15 protein-coding genes, 1 tRNA gene and 1 other RNA gene are annotated in these 15627 nt (G+C 33.3%); 13 read left to right on the plus strand and 4 right to left on the minus strand.

Features of this window, described 5'->3' with window-relative positions:
• The first annotated feature begins 73 nt into the window (after positions 1-73).
• Together RBR53_01420 and RBR53_01425 are read left to right on the plus strand one after the other, a co-directional pair.
• The gene (locus RBR53_01420; GenBank protein ID MDY0131304.1) at positions 74-814 is read left to right on the plus strand and encodes a Smr/MutS family protein; all 741 of its coding nucleotides are present in this window, start codon (positions 74-76) and stop codon (positions 812-814) included.
• On the plus strand, positions 814-1101 hold the full coding sequence (locus tag RBR53_01425; GenBank protein ID MDY0131305.1) for a DUF503 domain-containing protein: 288 nt from the start codon (positions 814-816) through the stop codon (positions 1099-1101). Before RBR53_01420 ends, RBR53_01425 begins: the two co-directional genes overlap by 1 nt.
• A 42-nt stretch (positions 1102-1143) precedes the next feature.
• On the opposite strand, the gene RBR53_01430 is transcribed toward RBR53_01425, so the two are convergent.
• Complete coding sequence (locus RBR53_01430) at positions 1144-2127, minus strand: DUF2804 domain-containing protein (GenBank protein MDY0131306.1); 984 nt, start codon at positions 2125-2127, stop codon at positions 1144-1146.
• Between the two features lie 144 nt (positions 2128-2271).
• Between RBR53_01430 and RBR53_01435 the strand changes: the two genes are divergently transcribed.
• Entirely contained in the window at positions 2272-4473 is a 2202-nt protein-coding gene (locus RBR53_01435) for a dynamin family protein (GenBank protein ID MDY0131307.1), read from the plus strand.
• A gap of 32 nt (positions 4474-4505) precedes the next feature.
• Here the strand turns inward: RBR53_01435 and RBR53_01440 are convergent, their stop codons facing one another.
• The gene (locus tag RBR53_01440) at positions 4506-5135 is read right to left on the minus strand and encodes a putative metalloprotease CJM1_0395 family protein (protein ID MDY0131308.1); all 630 of its coding nucleotides are present in this window, start codon (positions 5133-5135) and stop codon (positions 4506-4508) included.
• Between the two features lie 203 nt (positions 5136-5338).
• Between RBR53_01440 and RBR53_01445 the strand changes: the two genes are divergently transcribed.
• From RBR53_01445 to ispD, 10 genes are all read left to right on the plus strand, one after another.
• Positions 5339-5854, plus strand: coding sequence for a hypothetical protein (locus RBR53_01445; GenBank protein ID MDY0131309.1), 516 nt, complete (start codon positions 5339-5341; stop codon positions 5852-5854).
• Between the two features lie 81 nt (positions 5855-5935).
• Entirely contained in the window at positions 5936-6517 is a 582-nt protein-coding gene (gene hisB / locus RBR53_01450; protein MDY0131310.1) for an imidazoleglycerol-phosphate dehydratase HisB, read from the plus strand.
• Between the two features lie 307 nt (positions 6518-6824).
• Entirely contained in the window at positions 6825-8471 is a 1647-nt protein-coding gene (gene dnaG, locus RBR53_01455) for a DNA primase (GenBank protein MDY0131311.1), read from the plus strand.
• Positions 8472-8620: 149 nt separating this feature from the next.
• Positions 8621-10453 carry an RNA polymerase sigma factor RpoD gene (rpoD, locus tag RBR53_01460; protein ID MDY0131312.1) on the plus strand — a complete coding sequence of 611 codons (1833 nt, stop codon included), beginning with the start codon at positions 8621-8623 and terminating at the stop codon, positions 10451-10453.
• Between the two features lie 51 nt (positions 10454-10504).
• Positions 10505-10580: transfer RNA gene (locus tag RBR53_01465), tRNA-Ile, on the plus strand.
• Between the two features lie 137 nt (positions 10581-10717).
• On the plus strand, positions 10718-11518 hold the full coding sequence (locus tag RBR53_01470) for a Nif3-like dinuclear metal center hexameric protein (GenBank protein ID MDY0131313.1): 801 nt from the start codon (positions 10718-10720) through the stop codon (positions 11516-11518).
• A gap of 20 nt (positions 11519-11538) precedes the next feature.
• On the plus strand, positions 11539-12267 hold the full coding sequence (locus RBR53_01475) for a C4-type zinc ribbon domain-containing protein (protein ID MDY0131314.1): 729 nt from the start codon (positions 11539-11541) through the stop codon (positions 12265-12267).
• Positions 12268-12309: 42 nt separating this feature from the next.
• Positions 12310-12666: RNase P RNA component class A (gene rnpB, locus RBR53_01480), an RNA gene on the plus strand.
• 31 nt (positions 12667-12697) lie between these two features.
• Positions 12698-14011: an HPr family phosphocarrier protein gene (locus RBR53_01485; GenBank protein MDY0131315.1), complete on the plus strand. Its 1314-nt coding sequence runs from the start codon at positions 12698-12700 to the stop codon at positions 14009-14011.
• 4 nt (positions 14012-14015) lie between these two features.
• On the plus strand, positions 14016-14699 hold the full coding sequence (gene ispD / locus RBR53_01490) for a 2-C-methyl-D-erythritol 4-phosphate cytidylyltransferase (protein MDY0131316.1): 684 nt from the start codon (positions 14016-14018) through the stop codon (positions 14697-14699).
• Positions 14700-14718: 19 nt separating this feature from the next.
• Here the strand turns inward: ispD and RBR53_01495 are convergent, their stop codons facing one another.
• Both RBR53_01495 and RBR53_01500 read right to left on the minus strand, forming a co-directional pair.
• A complete protein-coding gene (locus RBR53_01495) occupies positions 14719-15216 on the minus strand; it encodes a TIGR00725 family protein (protein ID MDY0131317.1) in 498 nt (165 codons plus the stop codon).
• Positions 15197-15625 (minus strand): thioesterase family protein, encoded by a 429-nt coding sequence (locus RBR53_01500; protein MDY0131318.1) that lies wholly within the window; start codon positions 15623-15625, stop codon positions 15197-15199. The genes RBR53_01495 and RBR53_01500 overlap by 20 nt, the downstream gene beginning before the upstream one ends.
• Positions 15626-15627: the final 2 nt, after the last annotated feature.

Consider the following 15627-nt stretch of genomic DNA (forward strand, 5'->3'; position numbering starts at 1 on the left):
AAATGTGAAATTTTGTTGCAAACTGAATGAATTTGATTAATTTATAGTTTTGTAAAAATCTAAGGAGTTTTTTATGTCTGGATTTAATAATGGTTTTTCAAACAATCCATTTGAAGACTACAGGCATGAATTGGCAGGGCTTGTAAAAAAAAAGAAAAAAGTTTTGCCCTGGCAGTCAAGGGAATTTAAAAAGATTAAAAAATCAGTTCAAAAAGATGAAAATCTTTTTTTAAAAGAAATGTCTGATGTTATCCCTGTAAAAGGAAAGAAAAAAGTCAGGGCTGTTTTAAATAAAAGGGCTGTAAAGCCCATTCCTCAAACTTGTTGTGAAAACAACGATGTTTTAAAAAAGCTTGAAGAGCTTCTTGACTCAGGAGATGGTTTTGAAGTATCAAAAACTCCTGAATATAGTGAGTTAATTGGTGCTGGAGTGTGCGAAGAAGTAGCAAGAAAGCTCCATGAAGGACAGTTTTCAGTCCAGGATTATATAGATCTCCATGGTTTTTCAAGAATAGATGCTGATGAAGAGGTAAGAAGTTTTCTTGAAAAAAGTTTTAGAGAAAACAAAAATGCAGTTTTAATTGTCCATGGAAGAGGGCTTTCTTCAAAAAAAGAGCCAGTGCTTAAACCCCTTGTAAAAGAAATTTTATCCTCAAATTATTGGAGAAGAAGGATCTTTGCCTGTGCAAGTGCAAAGAGCACAGACGGCGGAGCAGGGGGAACTTATGTCCTTTTTAGAAAAAAAGCCCTTACTAAAAACCAGGAAAAGCAGCTTATGAAGCGCTTGTCCATTGTAAATAGCAGGAGTTTGTAATGTTTATAGCCTCTGGAATTTTAAAATATAAAATACATGAGTGTTTTTCTCTTAAAGAAAAACGCTCCTATGTAAAACCAATAATTGCCAAAATTCAAAGGGAATTTAATGCTTCTGTTTGTGAATCAGGAAGCCTTGATAAATTTCAAATCACTGAAATTGGATTTTCCATGGTTGGAAATGATAAAACCGTTTTAAACTCCAAAGTTGATAAACTTTTCAATCTTGCTGAAACATCATCTTTAGCTGAACTTATTGACTCTCAATACGATATTTACAGGTTTTAAAGGTTTAGCTGTTAATTTAAAAAACTGATTTTTTATGTAAAATTACCATTTTATATAATGATCTTCCAGCCATCCCCAAAATTCAACATCTTTAAACTTGCTATCTTCAAGTTTTATTTTTCCTTTAAATATCCCCAGGTACTGAATAAAATTTGAAGCTGTAAATATAAAGTTTACTTTTTCTGTTTTTGTTTTTTTGGGGTAGAATTTTAAATCAATAATTTTATCATTGGATTTAATTGACCAGGTATCATTGTCTTCTTTTTCAAAATTTACCTGATTTATTTTAATAAACTTTTCATCATAAAACACAAAGTTTTCTGTTTCACCTGTTTGATTTATTCCCCATGAAAGATTCATTCCAAATTCTTTAAAATCAAGAAGAAAGGCTGTGGAAGCCCAGTTCCACCAGACTTCTCTTCCTGGATAACCAAGGCTTCTATCTGTAATACTTCGTGAGGTTTCACTAAAAACTTCTATTTTATTATTTTTTTCAAATATTTTTCCCCTGGATTTTATTGGGGTTTGTTTTTTTGTAAAAAACCACCTGTTATATGAGGTTTTAGAGCAAATTCTTAAGGGAGGGGGCGGTTTTTCTTTTAAAAATTCAAGATCCATTTTTAAATTTTTTGAGTCCACCAAAAGATTGGTTGGAGAAAGCTTGATTTCAAGGTCTTTTGCTTTAAAATAAGCTTTTGTATTTTCTGTTCTGGGGTTTATTGTTTTTTTAAAAAAAGGAAAAATAAGGGATGATTTTTCAGTAAAACTATTTGTTTCAAGATTGTGGAGATATACAAACCCTTTTGATGCATAGCCAAGATCTGCAATTGCGGCTCCTGCAATATGAGTTTTTGTTATAATTCCAGCAAAAACAAATTGTTTGAAAAAAAGGGGCTTTAAAAAACCTGGAACTTTTTTACCTAATTTTGTGGTAAGCTTAAAGTCTTCAATGTTTATTAAAGGCTTTGAGTTGAAAAGTTTAAAATAGGGCTGATTTTTACTTGGGCTGATAAGCTTTGTTTTCATAAATTAATTTCTTTTTTAATTGTTTTCTATTTCCAGGTTATCAGAAATATGATTTAAAATAAATAGTTGCTGAGCTAAATTGTAATTTAATTCTTGCTCATTAATAAATGTTTTAGAAAAATTTAATTTTTGTGGAGAATTTTTATGGCAAACAATGCTTTTGATATAAAAAATGAACTTTTAGCCCTTTCAGGTGAACTTAATGAAGTTTATTCAACCTATCTTAAATCAGAAGACAAATCAGGGCTTGAAGAGTTTGAAAAGATTAATGAATTTTTTAGTTTAATAAATAAAAATATCAAAGATCAGGTTTTAAAAATTGCTGTTGTTGGTGCAATAAAGTCTGGAAAAAGTACTTTTATAAACTCCTTTTTGAAATCAGATTTTTTGAAAAGGGGAGCAGGAGTAATGACTTCTGTTGTAACTAGAGTAATGGCTGGAGAGAAAAAAAGAGCTGTTGTTTCTTTTAAAACCATTGATGAAATAAATAATGATATAAAAAAATCTGTTGTCCTTCTTCCTGAATTTGAAAACAATGGAAATTTTGATGATTTCGATATAAGAGACAGTGATTCAAGAGCAAGGCTTGACAGGGTTTTGCTTGAACTTAAAAATGAACACCTTGTAACCAAAGATTCACGGGAAGCAAAAAGTGTTTATCTTCAGTCCTATCTTCAAGGTTATGAAAAACTTAAAAATATTCTTGAAAAGGGTGATTTTGAGTTTTTTGGGGAAAACTTTGACGAATACAAGAATTTTGCAAGTCAGGAACCTTTGGCTGTTTATGTTAAGGATATTTATGTTGAAATACCAGGGAATGCAATTGAAGAAAAAACTGAAATAGCAGATTGTCAGGGAAGTGATTCTACCAATCCTCACCATATAGCACGTATTCAGGATTATCTTTTAAAGACAAATTTTATAATTTATCTTGTAAGCACAAGAACAGGCTTAAGACAGGCTGATATAATATTTTTGAATATGTTGAAAAAAATGGGGCTTACAGGGCAATCTGTTTTTGTATTAAATGCTGATTTGTCAGAACATGAAAATCTTGAAGATCTTAAAAGGGTTGAGAAAAAAACTGCTGAAGAAATTTATCTTTTAAAGCCTGGAGCCAAATATTTTACAATTTCAGCTCTTTACGAGCTTTTTAATGAAAATGAATCAAAGCTTTCTGAAAAAGACAGGTTAAGGCTTGAACAATGGAGGCTTGATCAAGCTTCTTTGCAGTTTTTAATTAAGGGGTTTAAAGATTTTAATAGTTATTTTAAAAATGAGCTTATTCTTAAAAAGCAGTTTTTGTTTTATTCAAGTATTTCAGGAAAAATTAATGATAAAATAAAAGAATTAATTGAGCGTCTTGAAATTAAAATAAAAATTCTTGATTCAGATGCTGATTATGGTGAAAAAGACCTTATTGGGCAGACAAAAAAATTTAAGGAAGTTAAAAACATAATAATAAATACAATGGACGGTGCAAAGTCCAGGTCTGATAGAAATTTAAAAAACGAAATTGATTCCTTTTTTTCTCCTGGATCTAAAATAACAAAGATGATCTTTGATTTCATTAGATCATACAGGGGAGATCTAAATAAATATATTGTTAAAACCGGAGAAAATTCTGTTAAAGTAAATTATTTTGCCTTGTATCAGGATTTCAGGCTAAGCCTTGATAACTTTGTAACAAGGGAGATAAATCCTTATGTAATATCTTTTATAAAAGAAAAGGAAAAAGAAATTGTTTCATACTATTATGAGCTTTCAAAATCCTATGAGTATATGGTTTATGAAACAAGAAGTAATTTTCAAAAAGCCATAGGAAAAGAGCCTGGGAAGTTTGGAACCAATATTGTTTCACCAGAAAATTTTACTTTTGAGCAATTCTTTGAAATTCCTTCTGCCTTTGATTCTTTAAATTATAATGTTGCCTTAAGAAGCAATGCTATGGCTGGCTCTGGAATGGTTTTTTTGAAAAACTTAATGAGCAGATTTTTTAAGCCAAAAACCTCTCTAAAAGATCAAACTCTTAAAATAATTGAAAAAAGCCTTGTAAAAATAAAAAAAGAAACAGAGTCATCTCTTAAAGATCATTTTTTAAATTACAGGGAAAATTTAAAATTTCAGTATATTCTTAAATTTTCCAGGCAGGTAATGGAATTTTACTCTAAAAACCTTATTCAATCTCTAGATTCCTATGTAAGTGATTTCTCAGATATTTTAGATATGATGGAAGAAAACAAAGAAGCAAGAGAGGCTTTCCTGGAGGAGCTGAGGATAATTGAAGCTAGATGTGTGAGTTTGGGTAAAAAGGCGGAAGATATTAATAAGCGGCTGAATTTTTAGGGTTTGCTGACTGCTTGATTTTAGCATCAGGTTTAGACAGCTATGTTTAAAAATTTCCCTGGCTTGCTGGAATTATCATCATGATTTAAGTAAGTTTTTGCAATTTCTGATGGAACTTTTTCATCGTTTTTTTCAAGGCCAGATTTTTCAAGCTGGATTTTTATTAATTCTTCACTGGCCTTGATCCTGGTTGAAGATGCTCTTGATGCTATTGCCCTGTCAGAGCCTGAAGGGTTGGCCGGAGCAAGGGCAGCACTTCTTACTGTATCCATTTTTCTTATGGTGGCTTCTGGGTTTCCGGGTATGGGGGAGGTGTCTATTAACACATCGCCGCCTATGGCATATAAAATTCCGTCGGGCCCTTTTTGATATTCATAGTTTGCCCCGCGTTTTATATATGGCCCGCCTGCTGCAACATGAGCCATTTCATGGTCTCTTACTTCCTGATCCCTTGATTTCAGCTCTTCTATAATTTTTTGTTCATAGGGAGTAAAATCATCTTTTGATGTTTTAATTTTTTTTTCTGGAGAGCTGTCTTTTGTATTGGTTGAAGACTTGGAAAGTTTGGAGTTGTTTTCAGATGAAACAGATTTGTTGTCACTGTATTTTTCAGTGTTTAAGCAAGGGGTAAAATTTTGGGATAAAGAAGTATTTATATTCATTTTATTCACCTTTACAAACTATATAAGTTTTTTGATAATAAGTAAATAAAAACTGATAAACTTGGGAACTCATTGTTTTTTATTGATGTTTTTGGGATTAAACTTTAAATTTTATGATTCCCTGTAAATTTAATTCCCCTGTTTTTAAGCACTTAAATGTGGTAATTAGTAAAAAATAAAAATAAATAAAATGGTGTATCTAAATGAATAAAGAAGTAAATAATTCAATGGAAAATCAAATTGCAAATTCTCTTTTTTCATATTCTGTTTCAAGGGATGATTTGAAAACTCTTGCAAAGGAAATCATTGAAAATACAGATGCAGAAGAGCAAACCCTTTTATATGAGCTTCAGATTTTAAAAATCATAACCACAGGAGTGTCAATAAATTATCTTATTAAATCCTTGGAAAAAAAGAATGAAATATCAAAGTTTTACTGGGAGTATATTCTTGAATTTTCAAAAAGTGTGACAGAGGCTGCAAAATCATATTCAAATGTTGACATTGACTATTTTAAAGTAATCAAAGATAAACTTGATTATTATTTGGAAAAATTATCAGAAAATAAAAATGCCCCTGAACCTGCTTCTGTAATAGGCCCGGCTTTTGCTACCCAGTGCTCAATGGAAGAAAATGTGTTTACAATTCTTGGAGGAGCAAAGCTTTACAAGGGAGTTATGGCTGGACTTAAAGCCTATTATGAAAAAGAGGGGATATGAAATAGTTTATATTAAAAACTTTTAGTTTAGGTCTTGTTTAGATAAATATTTATTTAATTTGAAAGAATATAGGAATTTTTTATGGAAAGAAAAGCAGAAATAAAAAGAACAACCAATGAAACAGATATTCACATTGTTTTTGGGCTTGGGGGTAAAGTAAATTCGGAAATTTCAACAGGAATTCCTTTTTTTGATCATATGCTGAATCTTTTTACTGTTCATGGAGGTTTTGATCTTAAAATAAAGGCAAAAGGCGATATTGAAATTGATAATCACCATACTGTGGAAGATATTGGAATAGCTTTGGGTGAAGCTTTTAAAAAAGCAATTGGAGATAAAAAGGGAATAGCAAGGTATGGTAATTTCTTTATTCCCATGGATGAAACTTTGGCAAATATTGCCTTGGATATTTCAAACAGGCCTTATCTGGTTTTTAATATTCCAGAGGTCATTCGTGCAAAAGGCCCTTTTTCGCCATATCTTGCCAAGGAGTTTTTCAGGGCATTTGCTGTTCACTCTGGAATCACTCTTCATATAAATGTTCCTTATGGTGAAAATGAGCATCATATCCTGGAAGCAATTTTTAAAGGGTTTGGAAAAAGCCTTTCCATGGCTTGTAAAATAGAGTCTGATATTATTCCTTCAACCAAAGGGGTTTTATAGTAAGCTGAAAACTTCAGGTTCTTTAATTAAAAAAGCCTGATTTTTGGTGGTAGGTTTAATTGTTTGACAAAAAATGATTAACTTAAACTGAGCCTAATTATTAAAAATAAGCCCTGAGGCAATTATCTTGTTGTTTCAGGGTTTTAATTTTGTTGTCTAATTTAAAGTTTGACTTTAAGTCAGCGTGTATGATTAAATATAAAGGTTTATGCAGATTTTTTAAGTTTGGATAACCAAACTTAAGTAATCTAAGGTTTTAATTTTTTATTTTAAATTTTTAATAGGCCGAAGAAGTGGGGTTTGAATCTTGTTTATTCCTGAAACGGTCATTTCCGAAATTTTAAACTCAGTAAATATTGTAGATTTTATATCCCAATACCTAAATCTGAAAAAATCGGGCAGAAATTATCTTGGTCTCTGCCCTTTTCATTCGGAAAAAACACCTTCATTTTCAGTTTCTCCGGAAAAAAATATTTTTTATTGTTTTGGCTGCGGAGAAGGGGGAAATGTTTTTTCATTTTTAATGAAGTATGAAAATCTGTCTTTTCCTGAAGCTGCAAGAGCAATTGCAGAGCAATACAATATTGCTATACCAGAAACTTCTTCAGGTTCAAAAAGTGTAAAAGCTAAAAGTTTAAGGCAGGATATTTTAAAAACAAATAAAAAGACAGCTGGTTATTATCACCATATTTTAAAAAAATCTTTGGCTGGTAATTCAGGGCTTGAATATTTAAAAAAAAGAAAAATTCCAGATGAAGTAATAGACTTGTTCATGCTTGGAATGGCACCTGAGGGCTGGGGTAATCTTAATTCTTTTTTAAGGCAGGAAAAAATTTCCGAGGAAGTTCAAAAAGCTGCAGGCCTTATAATAGAAAAAAAATCAGGCAATGGCTGTTACGACAGGTTCAGGGAAAGAATAATTTTTCCCATTTCGGATCAAAGAGGAAATATTGTCGGTTTTGGAGGAAGAACTCTTGGAGATGGGCTGCCTAAATATCTTAATTCACCTGAAACTGTTGTTTATAATAAGAGCAGCTCCTTATACGGGCTTTATCAGGCAAGGGAAGATTGCAGGAAAGAAAATCTGATTTATATTGTTGAAGGCTATCTTGATGTTTTAGCCCTTAATAAATCAGGAATCAAAAATTGTGCTGCATCCCTTGGAACTTCCTTGACTTCCAACCATGTGAAAACACTCAAAGGATATGTTGAGAAAATGGTTCTTGTTTATGACGGTGACGAGGCAGGGGTAAGAGCTGCTGCAAGAAGTCTTGAGGTTTTTGCAAACGAGGAGGCGGATGTTTCAGTACTTATTCTTCCAGATAAAATGGATCCTGATGATTTTATAAACACTTATGGCCCTGAAAAATTCAGAGAAGCTGCTTTGGAGTCTAAGGAAGCCATAGATTTTATAACAGGATACTATCTTAAAATTCATGGGAGTACAATTGAGGGAAAAATAAAGGTTGTTTCAGCAATTGAAGATTTCATGAAAAAAATAAAAGATCCTGTTACCAAAGCTCTTTATACAAAAAGAGTTTCTCAGGTTCTTGGTATTGAGGAAAGAGCTCTTTTGGAAAGATTTGAACCAAAGGATTTGAAGGCTGGATTTACCCAGGATTTATCGGTTTCTACCAATATAAGTTCTGAATATTTGAGAATGGAAGTTTCTCTTTTGGCTGCTTTAGTTGATCTTCCTCAATTAAAAAATGTTTTTATTAAAAAAAAAATTGCCGATAAAATTACCAATGAATCAGTTAAGCAATCAATTCTTAAAATTTTAGACAGGGGAGAAAATCTTAATTCAATGACTGATATTGAAAGTGAAATTGAACCTGTGCTGGCTAAATTCCGGATTGAACAGGGGGAGTGGAGTGAAAGGTCAGCAAAAATGCTTTTAGCCCAGTTTGAGCATCTGTGTAAAAGGAAAAAAGTTGGATTGAGCGTTTTTTGATGTTGATTTAAGGTTAAAAGTTCTTATTTTATCTTATTAATCTTTAAATTAAAGCTGGAGGCTATGGATAAATCCGTCTTTATTTTATTAAAATATAAATTTTGCAAATTAAACCGGGCTTATGGTAAACGACGAGCAGGAGGATATAAATGACCCAAAAAAATGATAAATCAAAAGCATCTAAAAAAAAGGAGCTTCGGGAGCTTATTGACAAAGGCAGAGAAGAGGGGCTTTTGACCTATGATGATATTTATGAAGTTCTTCCAGAAGATACTATTACTCCTGAACAGATGGAGTCTATTCTCGAGACGTTTACCGAATTAAAAATTGAGATAGTTGATAATAAAAAAGTTAAGGCTGATTCAAAAAAAACAGGAGCAAAGTCAGGTTCCTTAAAAAGCAGTAAAAGCTCTGATAAAAAATCTAAAGAAGCAGAAGAAATACTTAAGCTTGCAAGGGCTAATTTTAATCCTGATGATACAGATAAAAATTTTGGTGCAGTTACAGATCCTGTGAAGATGTATTTAAGGGAAATGGGGCTTGTAACTCTTTTAAGCCGTGAAGGTGAAATAGAAATAGCCAAAAAAATAGAAAGTGGTGAGTGTGAGGTTTTAAAAGCTATGCTTGCTACAACCATGGGCATTGATATGTTTTTGTCCTATGCTAAAAGGGTTAAAAACGGAGAGCTTAGAGCTAAAAATATTTTAAGGGATGTAGATGAGGGCGATATTGAAGGCGATGAAAATGAGAATATCACTTCATTTATCGCTATGATTGAAGAAGTTTTGACTGTTTATGACGAAAACGAAAAGCTCAAGGAGTCTCTTTTTGTAGAAGGAATTGAAAGAGACGAAAAAAAGAAGATAAGAAGAAATATATCAAGAAGAAATGAAAAAATTTATGAACTTGTAAAGGATTGGCGTCTGGAAGGTTCAATCCTTGATAAAATGGAAAGCAGTATCAGGCATCAGATTAAATGGTATGAAAATATGAATCAGGTCTTAAGTGATTGTGCCGGTGTTCTTGGTGTAAATATAACTGATTTTAGAGAGATGATTGGGAAAGGTGAAAAAAAGTTTGTCAGCTGGGGTAAGGATAGATCCAGGTTTGCAGAAGATGAGCTTGAAATGCTGTATAGAGATTGTGTAATGCTTCAGGAAGGCATCGGCTTGAGGGAATATAAAATCAAGGCAAGTTCAAGGCAGCTGAAAAAAGTTCTTTCCGAGGTTGATTTGGGAAGAATTTTTGCCAGAAAAGCTAAAAGTGAACTTGTAAGAGCAAACCTAAGACTTGTTGTGAGTATAGCAAAAAAATATACAAACAGAGGTCTTCAGTTTCTTGATCTTATTCAGGAAGGCAATATCGGTCTTATGAAGGCTGTTGATAAGTTTGAGTATAGAAGGGGCTACAAGTTCAGCACTTATGCAACCTGGTGGATAAGACAGGCTATAACAAGAGCCATTGCAGATCAGGCCAGGACAATAAGAATCCCTGTTCATATGATAGAAACAATAAATAAGCTTATAAGAACCTCAAGATATCTTGTTCAGGAACTTGGAAGAGAACCCACTCCTGATGAAATTGCAGAAAAAATGGAAATTCCTGTGGTCAAGGTAAGAAAAGTACTCAAAATTGCAAGGGAACCTATTTCTCTTGAAACTCCAATAGGTGAAGAGGAAGATAGTCATCTTGGAGACTTTATTGAGGACAAGAAGTTTGTTCTTCCTTCTGATGCTGCAATTAACATGAATTTGTCAGATCAGACAAGAAAAGTGCTTGCCACTCTTACTCCAAGGGAAGAAAAAGTTTTAAGAATGAGATTTGGAATAGGTGAAAAAGCTGATCATACCCTTGAAGAAGTTGGAAAAGATTTTTCAGTGACAAGGGAAAGAATAAGGCAGATAGAAGCTAAGGCTTTGAGGAAATTAAGACATCCCACAAGAAGTAAAAAACTTAAAAGCTTTATTGAAATCGGGGAATAAATTTCTTGACATCAAAGCTTACAAAAGCTATATAGCTAGAGTTTTCATTTGGGGCCCATAGCTCAGCTGGAAGAGCCATCGGCTCATAACCGATAGGTCCCTGGTTCGAACCCAGGTGGGCCCACCAAAATTTGAAAATAAAGGAGTGCATTAAAGGTTTGATAAATTTGAGTAAAGAAGATTTAAAACAAATATCAAACAAGCTCTGAAATATAAAGCGTGGCAGATTTCTGCCACGCTTTTTTTGTTTATGGGAGTAGATTAATGGGAAGTCTTAATGAAATAATGAATTTAATGGAAGAAATTGCACCTCTGGGTTTAGCCCAATCATGGGATAATTGCGGTCTTCAGGTGGGAGATCCTTTTCAGGAAATAAAGAAAATCACCATTTCTCTGGATCCTGATTGGGATTCTGTTAATAAGTCGGTTTCAAATGGTTCCAACCTTCTTATAACCCATCATCCTCTTTTTTTTTCAAAGCTTAAATCTTTTGATTTTTCAACTGTTTTTGGAAAGCTGGTAAGAAAAGCTGTAAAAAATGATCTGGCAGTTTATTCAGCCCATACAAATCTTGACAGCGTAAGACCGGGGCTTAATGATTTCTTTTTAAAAAAATTAGGGTTTGAAGCTGGCCCTCCTATTCTTCCTTTTTCAGGTAAAGATGAAATAAATGGACTGGGACGAATTTCATATCTTGAAAATGAAGTTTTTTGTCTTGATTTTGCAGCTGAAGTTAAAAAAAAACTTAATATTGAAACCTTAAGGATTTCAGGGTGCAATAATCTTTCTTCAAATCTAATAGGGGTTTGTACTGGAAGTGGTGCTTCTCTTATGGAAGAAGCAGCCAGGATGGGTGTAAAAATCTTTATCACCGGAGATGTCAAATACCATGAAGCTCAGCTTGCCTCAGAAATAGGTATTTGTCTTATTGATGCAGGTCATTATGGGACAGAAAAAATTGTTTGTGAGCTTTTAAAAGAAAGATTGGATATTTCCATGAAAAATTCAGGTTTAAATGTTGAAACCGAGATTTTTTATAATCAGGATGTTTTTTTTAATTTTTAATATTTAAACAGGGTCTTATTATGAATAATTCAGTGCTAGAGCAGCGCGAGCTTATGATTAAGCTTCAGAGTTATGATAAAAAAATCATTGAGCTTGAAAAGGTCCTTGAAAAAGTCGAGGATGAAACAGGAAAGCTGGATCAAAACTTAAGAAATGAAGAATTAAAGCTTGAAGCGTTAAAGGAAGCCCGTAAGGAAAAAAAGAAGCTATACAATATGCATGAAGCTGATTTTGAATCAAATAATCAAAGAGTTGAAAAATATGAACAGCATTTGAGAAAGCTTGCAAGTCCCAAAGATTACAGAGTTCTTCAAAGGGAAGTTGATGAAACTAGAAAGCTTAATGAAGAAATTCAGGAAACTCTTTTTGCCTTGCTTGAAAAAACAGAAGAGCTTGATTTAAATATCAAGGAAAAGGAAGCTGGTTTTTCTCAGTTGAAATCTCTTATAGAATCTCAAAAAAAAGATATTGTAAAAAAGGCAGATTCTGAAGCAAAAGAAAAGCAAGATCTTGAATTAAAAAAAGCAGAAGTCTCAAAAAGTTTGAATTCAAAAATTAAAGAGATTTATTATAATACTATTCAAAAGTCAGGAGGAGTTGCAATTGTCCCTGTGGTAAATCAGGTTTGCACTGGATGTTTTTTAAGAATTCCTCCTCAGATCCTTATTGAAATCAAAAAGGCAGATGATTTTATATATTGCCCAAGATGCCATAGAATTGTTTACCTTGAAGAAGACAGACCTATATGAGCTTGATATTTTTTTTGTATTTTGATTAAATGAAATTTGGCTTAAGTCTGCAAGATGATCGCTGTGGATTTATCCATAGAGGAAAGTCCGAACACCATAGGACAGGATGCTCCATAACGTGGAGTCACGGTGACGTGGGGAAAGTGCAACAGAAAGTAGACCGCCGCTTTGCGGTAAGGGTGAAAGGGTGCGGTAAGAGCGCACCAGTTCTCTGGGTGACCAGGGAAGCTAGGTAAACCCCATTCGGTGCAAGACCAAATAGGGGAGTGTTTAGGGGCTGTCCGCTCTATGCTTCCGGGTAGGTCGCTGGAGGTATCTGGCAACAGATATCCAAGATGAATGATCATCGTCTTATCTTTATGATAAGAAACAGAATTCGGCTTATTGCAGACTTAAGCTTTTTTTAACAATCAGGAATCAGGGGAAAAATTTGGCTAACAAATATTCTGAAATCACATTTGAGGAAAAAGTAAGAATTTATTCTGAAGATTTTCTTAAATGCTGCCTTTATATCAGCAAATACGAAGAACCTCATATATTTTTTACTAAAAGGCTTTATTCAAAGCTTATTGCCACTTCTCAACTTCTTGAAGATCTCCTTGATTTTCATGGTGCAAAAAGCAACAAACAATGGTTTTATTACAGAGAACTTACAGCCACCGTAAGACATATAAGCCTTTCAGCCTATGTTCAGCAACATATAATAAACAGGCTGGGATATTATATGCTTCCTGATATAGATGCTTTTCCTAGCCAGGCTTTAAATACTCTTAAATATTTCAACTTAGTTCTTAAAAGAATAGCTCCTGCTGTTTTGGACGAGGCTGAAAATCTTGAAATCATTATTCCTGATGAATACTTTGATCCCGCTGATTTCCCCGGAGTTGTAACTTCAGAAATACTTCCTGCTGATATTGATGAGAATGAAAGATCAGAAGTCCATTCTAAATACATTGCAAAAATTACCTCAGAATACCTGTCTGTTGCCGGAAAGTTTGAACAGCTTTTTGGTTTTTATGCTCCTTATTCTACCGGGGAAATAAAAGAGCTGATTCCCGAGAAAGTAAGCAAGGCCGAAATCAGCAGGTACAATATTCTTGTTCACAATCTTCAGTCCTCATACGATTCTTATGTTGCCCACGGCGGTTACAGGGGTGATAGTGAAAATCTTGTGCGTTTAAGAGCCCATATTTCTGTTTGTCTTCATCTTCTTCAAATATTGGAAAGACTTCTTCATTATTATGAACGTCATCTTCAGGAAAGAGGGTATAAGGATACATACAAAAAAGTAATGGAACAGCTTTCTTGCATAGTTGATACAGATTCATTGTTGGATAGAACCATAAATTATGCTCTTTATTATTCAAATTATTTTCTTTCCTCAGGTAAGGATATTGCTGAAACCCTTTTAAATGAAAATATGGAAAGGGGAAAAGTTGTTGTTGGAATTCCCCAGAAATTGGGTTTTCATAGTCGTCCAAGCCTTATGGTTGCAAAAGTTGTTCAGCATTATGGCGGGGAGGTTGAGATGCATGTTGGAGACTCACGCTTTGATGCAAGCAGCGTTTTGGATATTCAGTGGGCTGGAGGCAAAATTCAAAAGGAAAATATAAAAAAAGTTACTTTTATAGGAGATCTCAGAGCTTTAAGCGATCTTGAAATTCTTGCTAGTGTAAATTATGGAGAAGATTCCATGGGCAAGGGAGTTCCTTTGCCAAAAGAACTTGAGTATTTAAAAGAATAACTCCATGGATATTATAAGTGTTGTTATAGTTGCAGGAGGAAGCGGCTCAAGAATGGGGGCAGCCATACCCAAGCAGTTTCTTGAAATAAAAGGTCTTCCAATTTTATTTCATACATTAATCTTATTTGATTCTATAATTGAAATTAATGAGATTATAATTGTTGTTCCTAAAGATTTAAAAAATTCTTTTATGGAAAAGCTCGAAAATCTTGGCTTACAAAAAAAATACAAGGTTAAGTCAGGGGGGAAAACACGGCAGGAGTCTGTTAAAAACGGTCTTTCAGTTATAGATCCACTCAGTAAAAAAGTTCTTATCCATGACGGTGTAAGGCCCTTTGTAAAAGAAGAAGAAATTAAGGCTGTTATAAGTGAATTGGATTTTTTTGACGGAGCTGTTTTGGGTATTCCTGTTGTTGAAACAATAAAAAAAACTGATTCTCAAAACTTGGTAAGTGAAACAATTTCAAGGGAAAATGTTTTTCTTGCCCAGACTCCCCAAGGGTTTAAAACTTCTATTTTAAAAAAAGTCCACCAGTGGGCCCTTGAAGACGGGCTTGTTCTTACTGATGACTCAGCTCTTATGGAAAATTTTGGATTTGGGGTTAAAATTGTTGAAGGAAGCAGGGAAAATATTAAAATAACCACCCCGGCTGATCTTGAGTTTGGAGAAAAATTATTAAGCTTCTAATTTGAGTGGTTTCTTGATTTTATTTTAAAAGTTTTTTTATCTTTTCAATAGCTTCTTCTGAATTTTTTACCATAAAAACTGTTTTATTAATAAATTCATCAACAAATCTTCCTGGATAAAAATCAATCAGGATAATTTTTTTATCAAATTTCAATGCAAATGCAATTTCAGAAATTGTTCCTGAACCGCCTTTAAAAACTGCAACAATATTACTGGAAAGAATATTTATCTGGTTTCTTGCGTTTCCTATTCCAGTTATTATTGGAATTTTAATATAATCTGAAATATTGTCGGAGTTTTCTCCAGGCAAAATCCCTATTGTTGTTCCTCCTGAGTCAAAGGCTCCTTTGGCAGAAGCTTCCATTATACCTGAGTTTCTGCCTCCGTTTAAAAGAATATAATTGTTTTCAGCTATATGTTTTCCAAGTTCATAAGCTCTTTTATAATCTTTGGGAGAAGACGAACCTCCTCCCATTACTCCTATTATAAATTGCTTGTTAATTTTTGAAGGGACCATTTTCAAAGGCTTTTTTAAGAGACTCTGGTATTGATGCCGCTTTGAATCTTTTGTCTATACACACCATTATAAATTTTGATTCATTGGCAACTACCTTCATTTCTTTTGTGTAAATTTTCTGATTGAAAATAATGCTTCTTGTTCCTATTTTTTCAACTTTTGAAACAATAGTTGTTTCTTCATCGTAAAATACAGGTTTCCTAAACTTGATATTTGATTCAACAACAGCAAGGTGTTTTTCATGTTTGATGTTAAAACTTGAATATGAAAAGCCAATGTCTCTCATATACTCATCTCTTGCATAGTTGTATATGTCTGCATATCTTCCATTGTATACAACTCTTCCAATATCAATATAGCTTAGAGGGGGACGATAAAATAACTTATGTTCAGGGTAATTGATTGGCATAA

This window comes from Desulforegulaceae bacterium (genome assembly GCA_034006035.1).
Classification (GTDB): Bacteria; Desulfobacterota; Desulfobacteria; order Desulfobacterales; family JACKCP01; genus JACKCP01.

Bases quoted from the DNA above. Each gene is read 5' to 3' on its own strand.
- RBR53_01475 (MDY0131314.1), top strand. From the start codon at position 11,539: ATGAATAATTCAGTGCTAGAGCAGCGCGAGCTTATGATTAAGCTTCAG.
- RBR53_01445 (MDY0131309.1), top strand. From the start codon at position 5,339: ATGAATAAAGAAGTAAATAATTCAATGGAAAATCAAATTGCAAATTCT.
- RBR53_01470 (MDY0131313.1), top strand. From the start codon at position 10,718: ATGGGAAGTCTTAATGAAATAATGAATTTAATGGAAGAAATTGCACCT.
- RBR53_01430 (MDY0131306.1), bottom strand. From the start codon at position 2,127: ATGAAAACAAAGCTTATCAGCCCAAGTAAAAATCAGCCCTATTTTAAA.
- RBR53_01500 (MDY0131318.1), bottom strand. From the start codon at position 15,625: ATGCCAATCAATTACCCTGAACATAAGTTATTTTATCGTCCCCCTCTA.
- hisB (MDY0131310.1), top strand. From the start codon at position 5,936: ATGGAAAGAAAAGCAGAAATAAAAAGAACAACCAATGAAACAGATATT.
- rpoD (MDY0131312.1), top strand. From the start codon at position 8,621: ATGACCCAAAAAAATGATAAATCAAAAGCATCTAAAAAAAAGGAGCTT.
- ispD (MDY0131316.1), top strand. From the start codon at position 14,016: ATGGATATTATAAGTGTTGTTATAGTTGCAGGAGGAAGCGGCTCAAGA.
- RBR53_01425 (MDY0131305.1), top strand. From the start codon at position 814: ATGTTTATAGCCTCTGGAATTTTAAAATATAAAATACATGAGTGTTTT.
- RBR53_01420 (MDY0131304.1), top strand. From the start codon at position 74: ATGTCTGGATTTAATAATGGTTTTTCAAACAATCCATTTGAAGACTAC.
- RBR53_01440 (MDY0131308.1), bottom strand. From the start codon at position 5,135: ATGAATATAAATACTTCTTTATCCCAAAATTTTACCCCTTGCTTAAAC.
- RBR53_01495 (MDY0131317.1), bottom strand. From the start codon at position 15,216: ATGGTCCCTTCAAAAATTAACAAGCAATTTATAATAGGAGTAATGGGA.
- RBR53_01435 (MDY0131307.1), top strand. From the start codon at position 2,272: ATGGCAAACAATGCTTTTGATATAAAAAATGAACTTTTAGCCCTTTCA.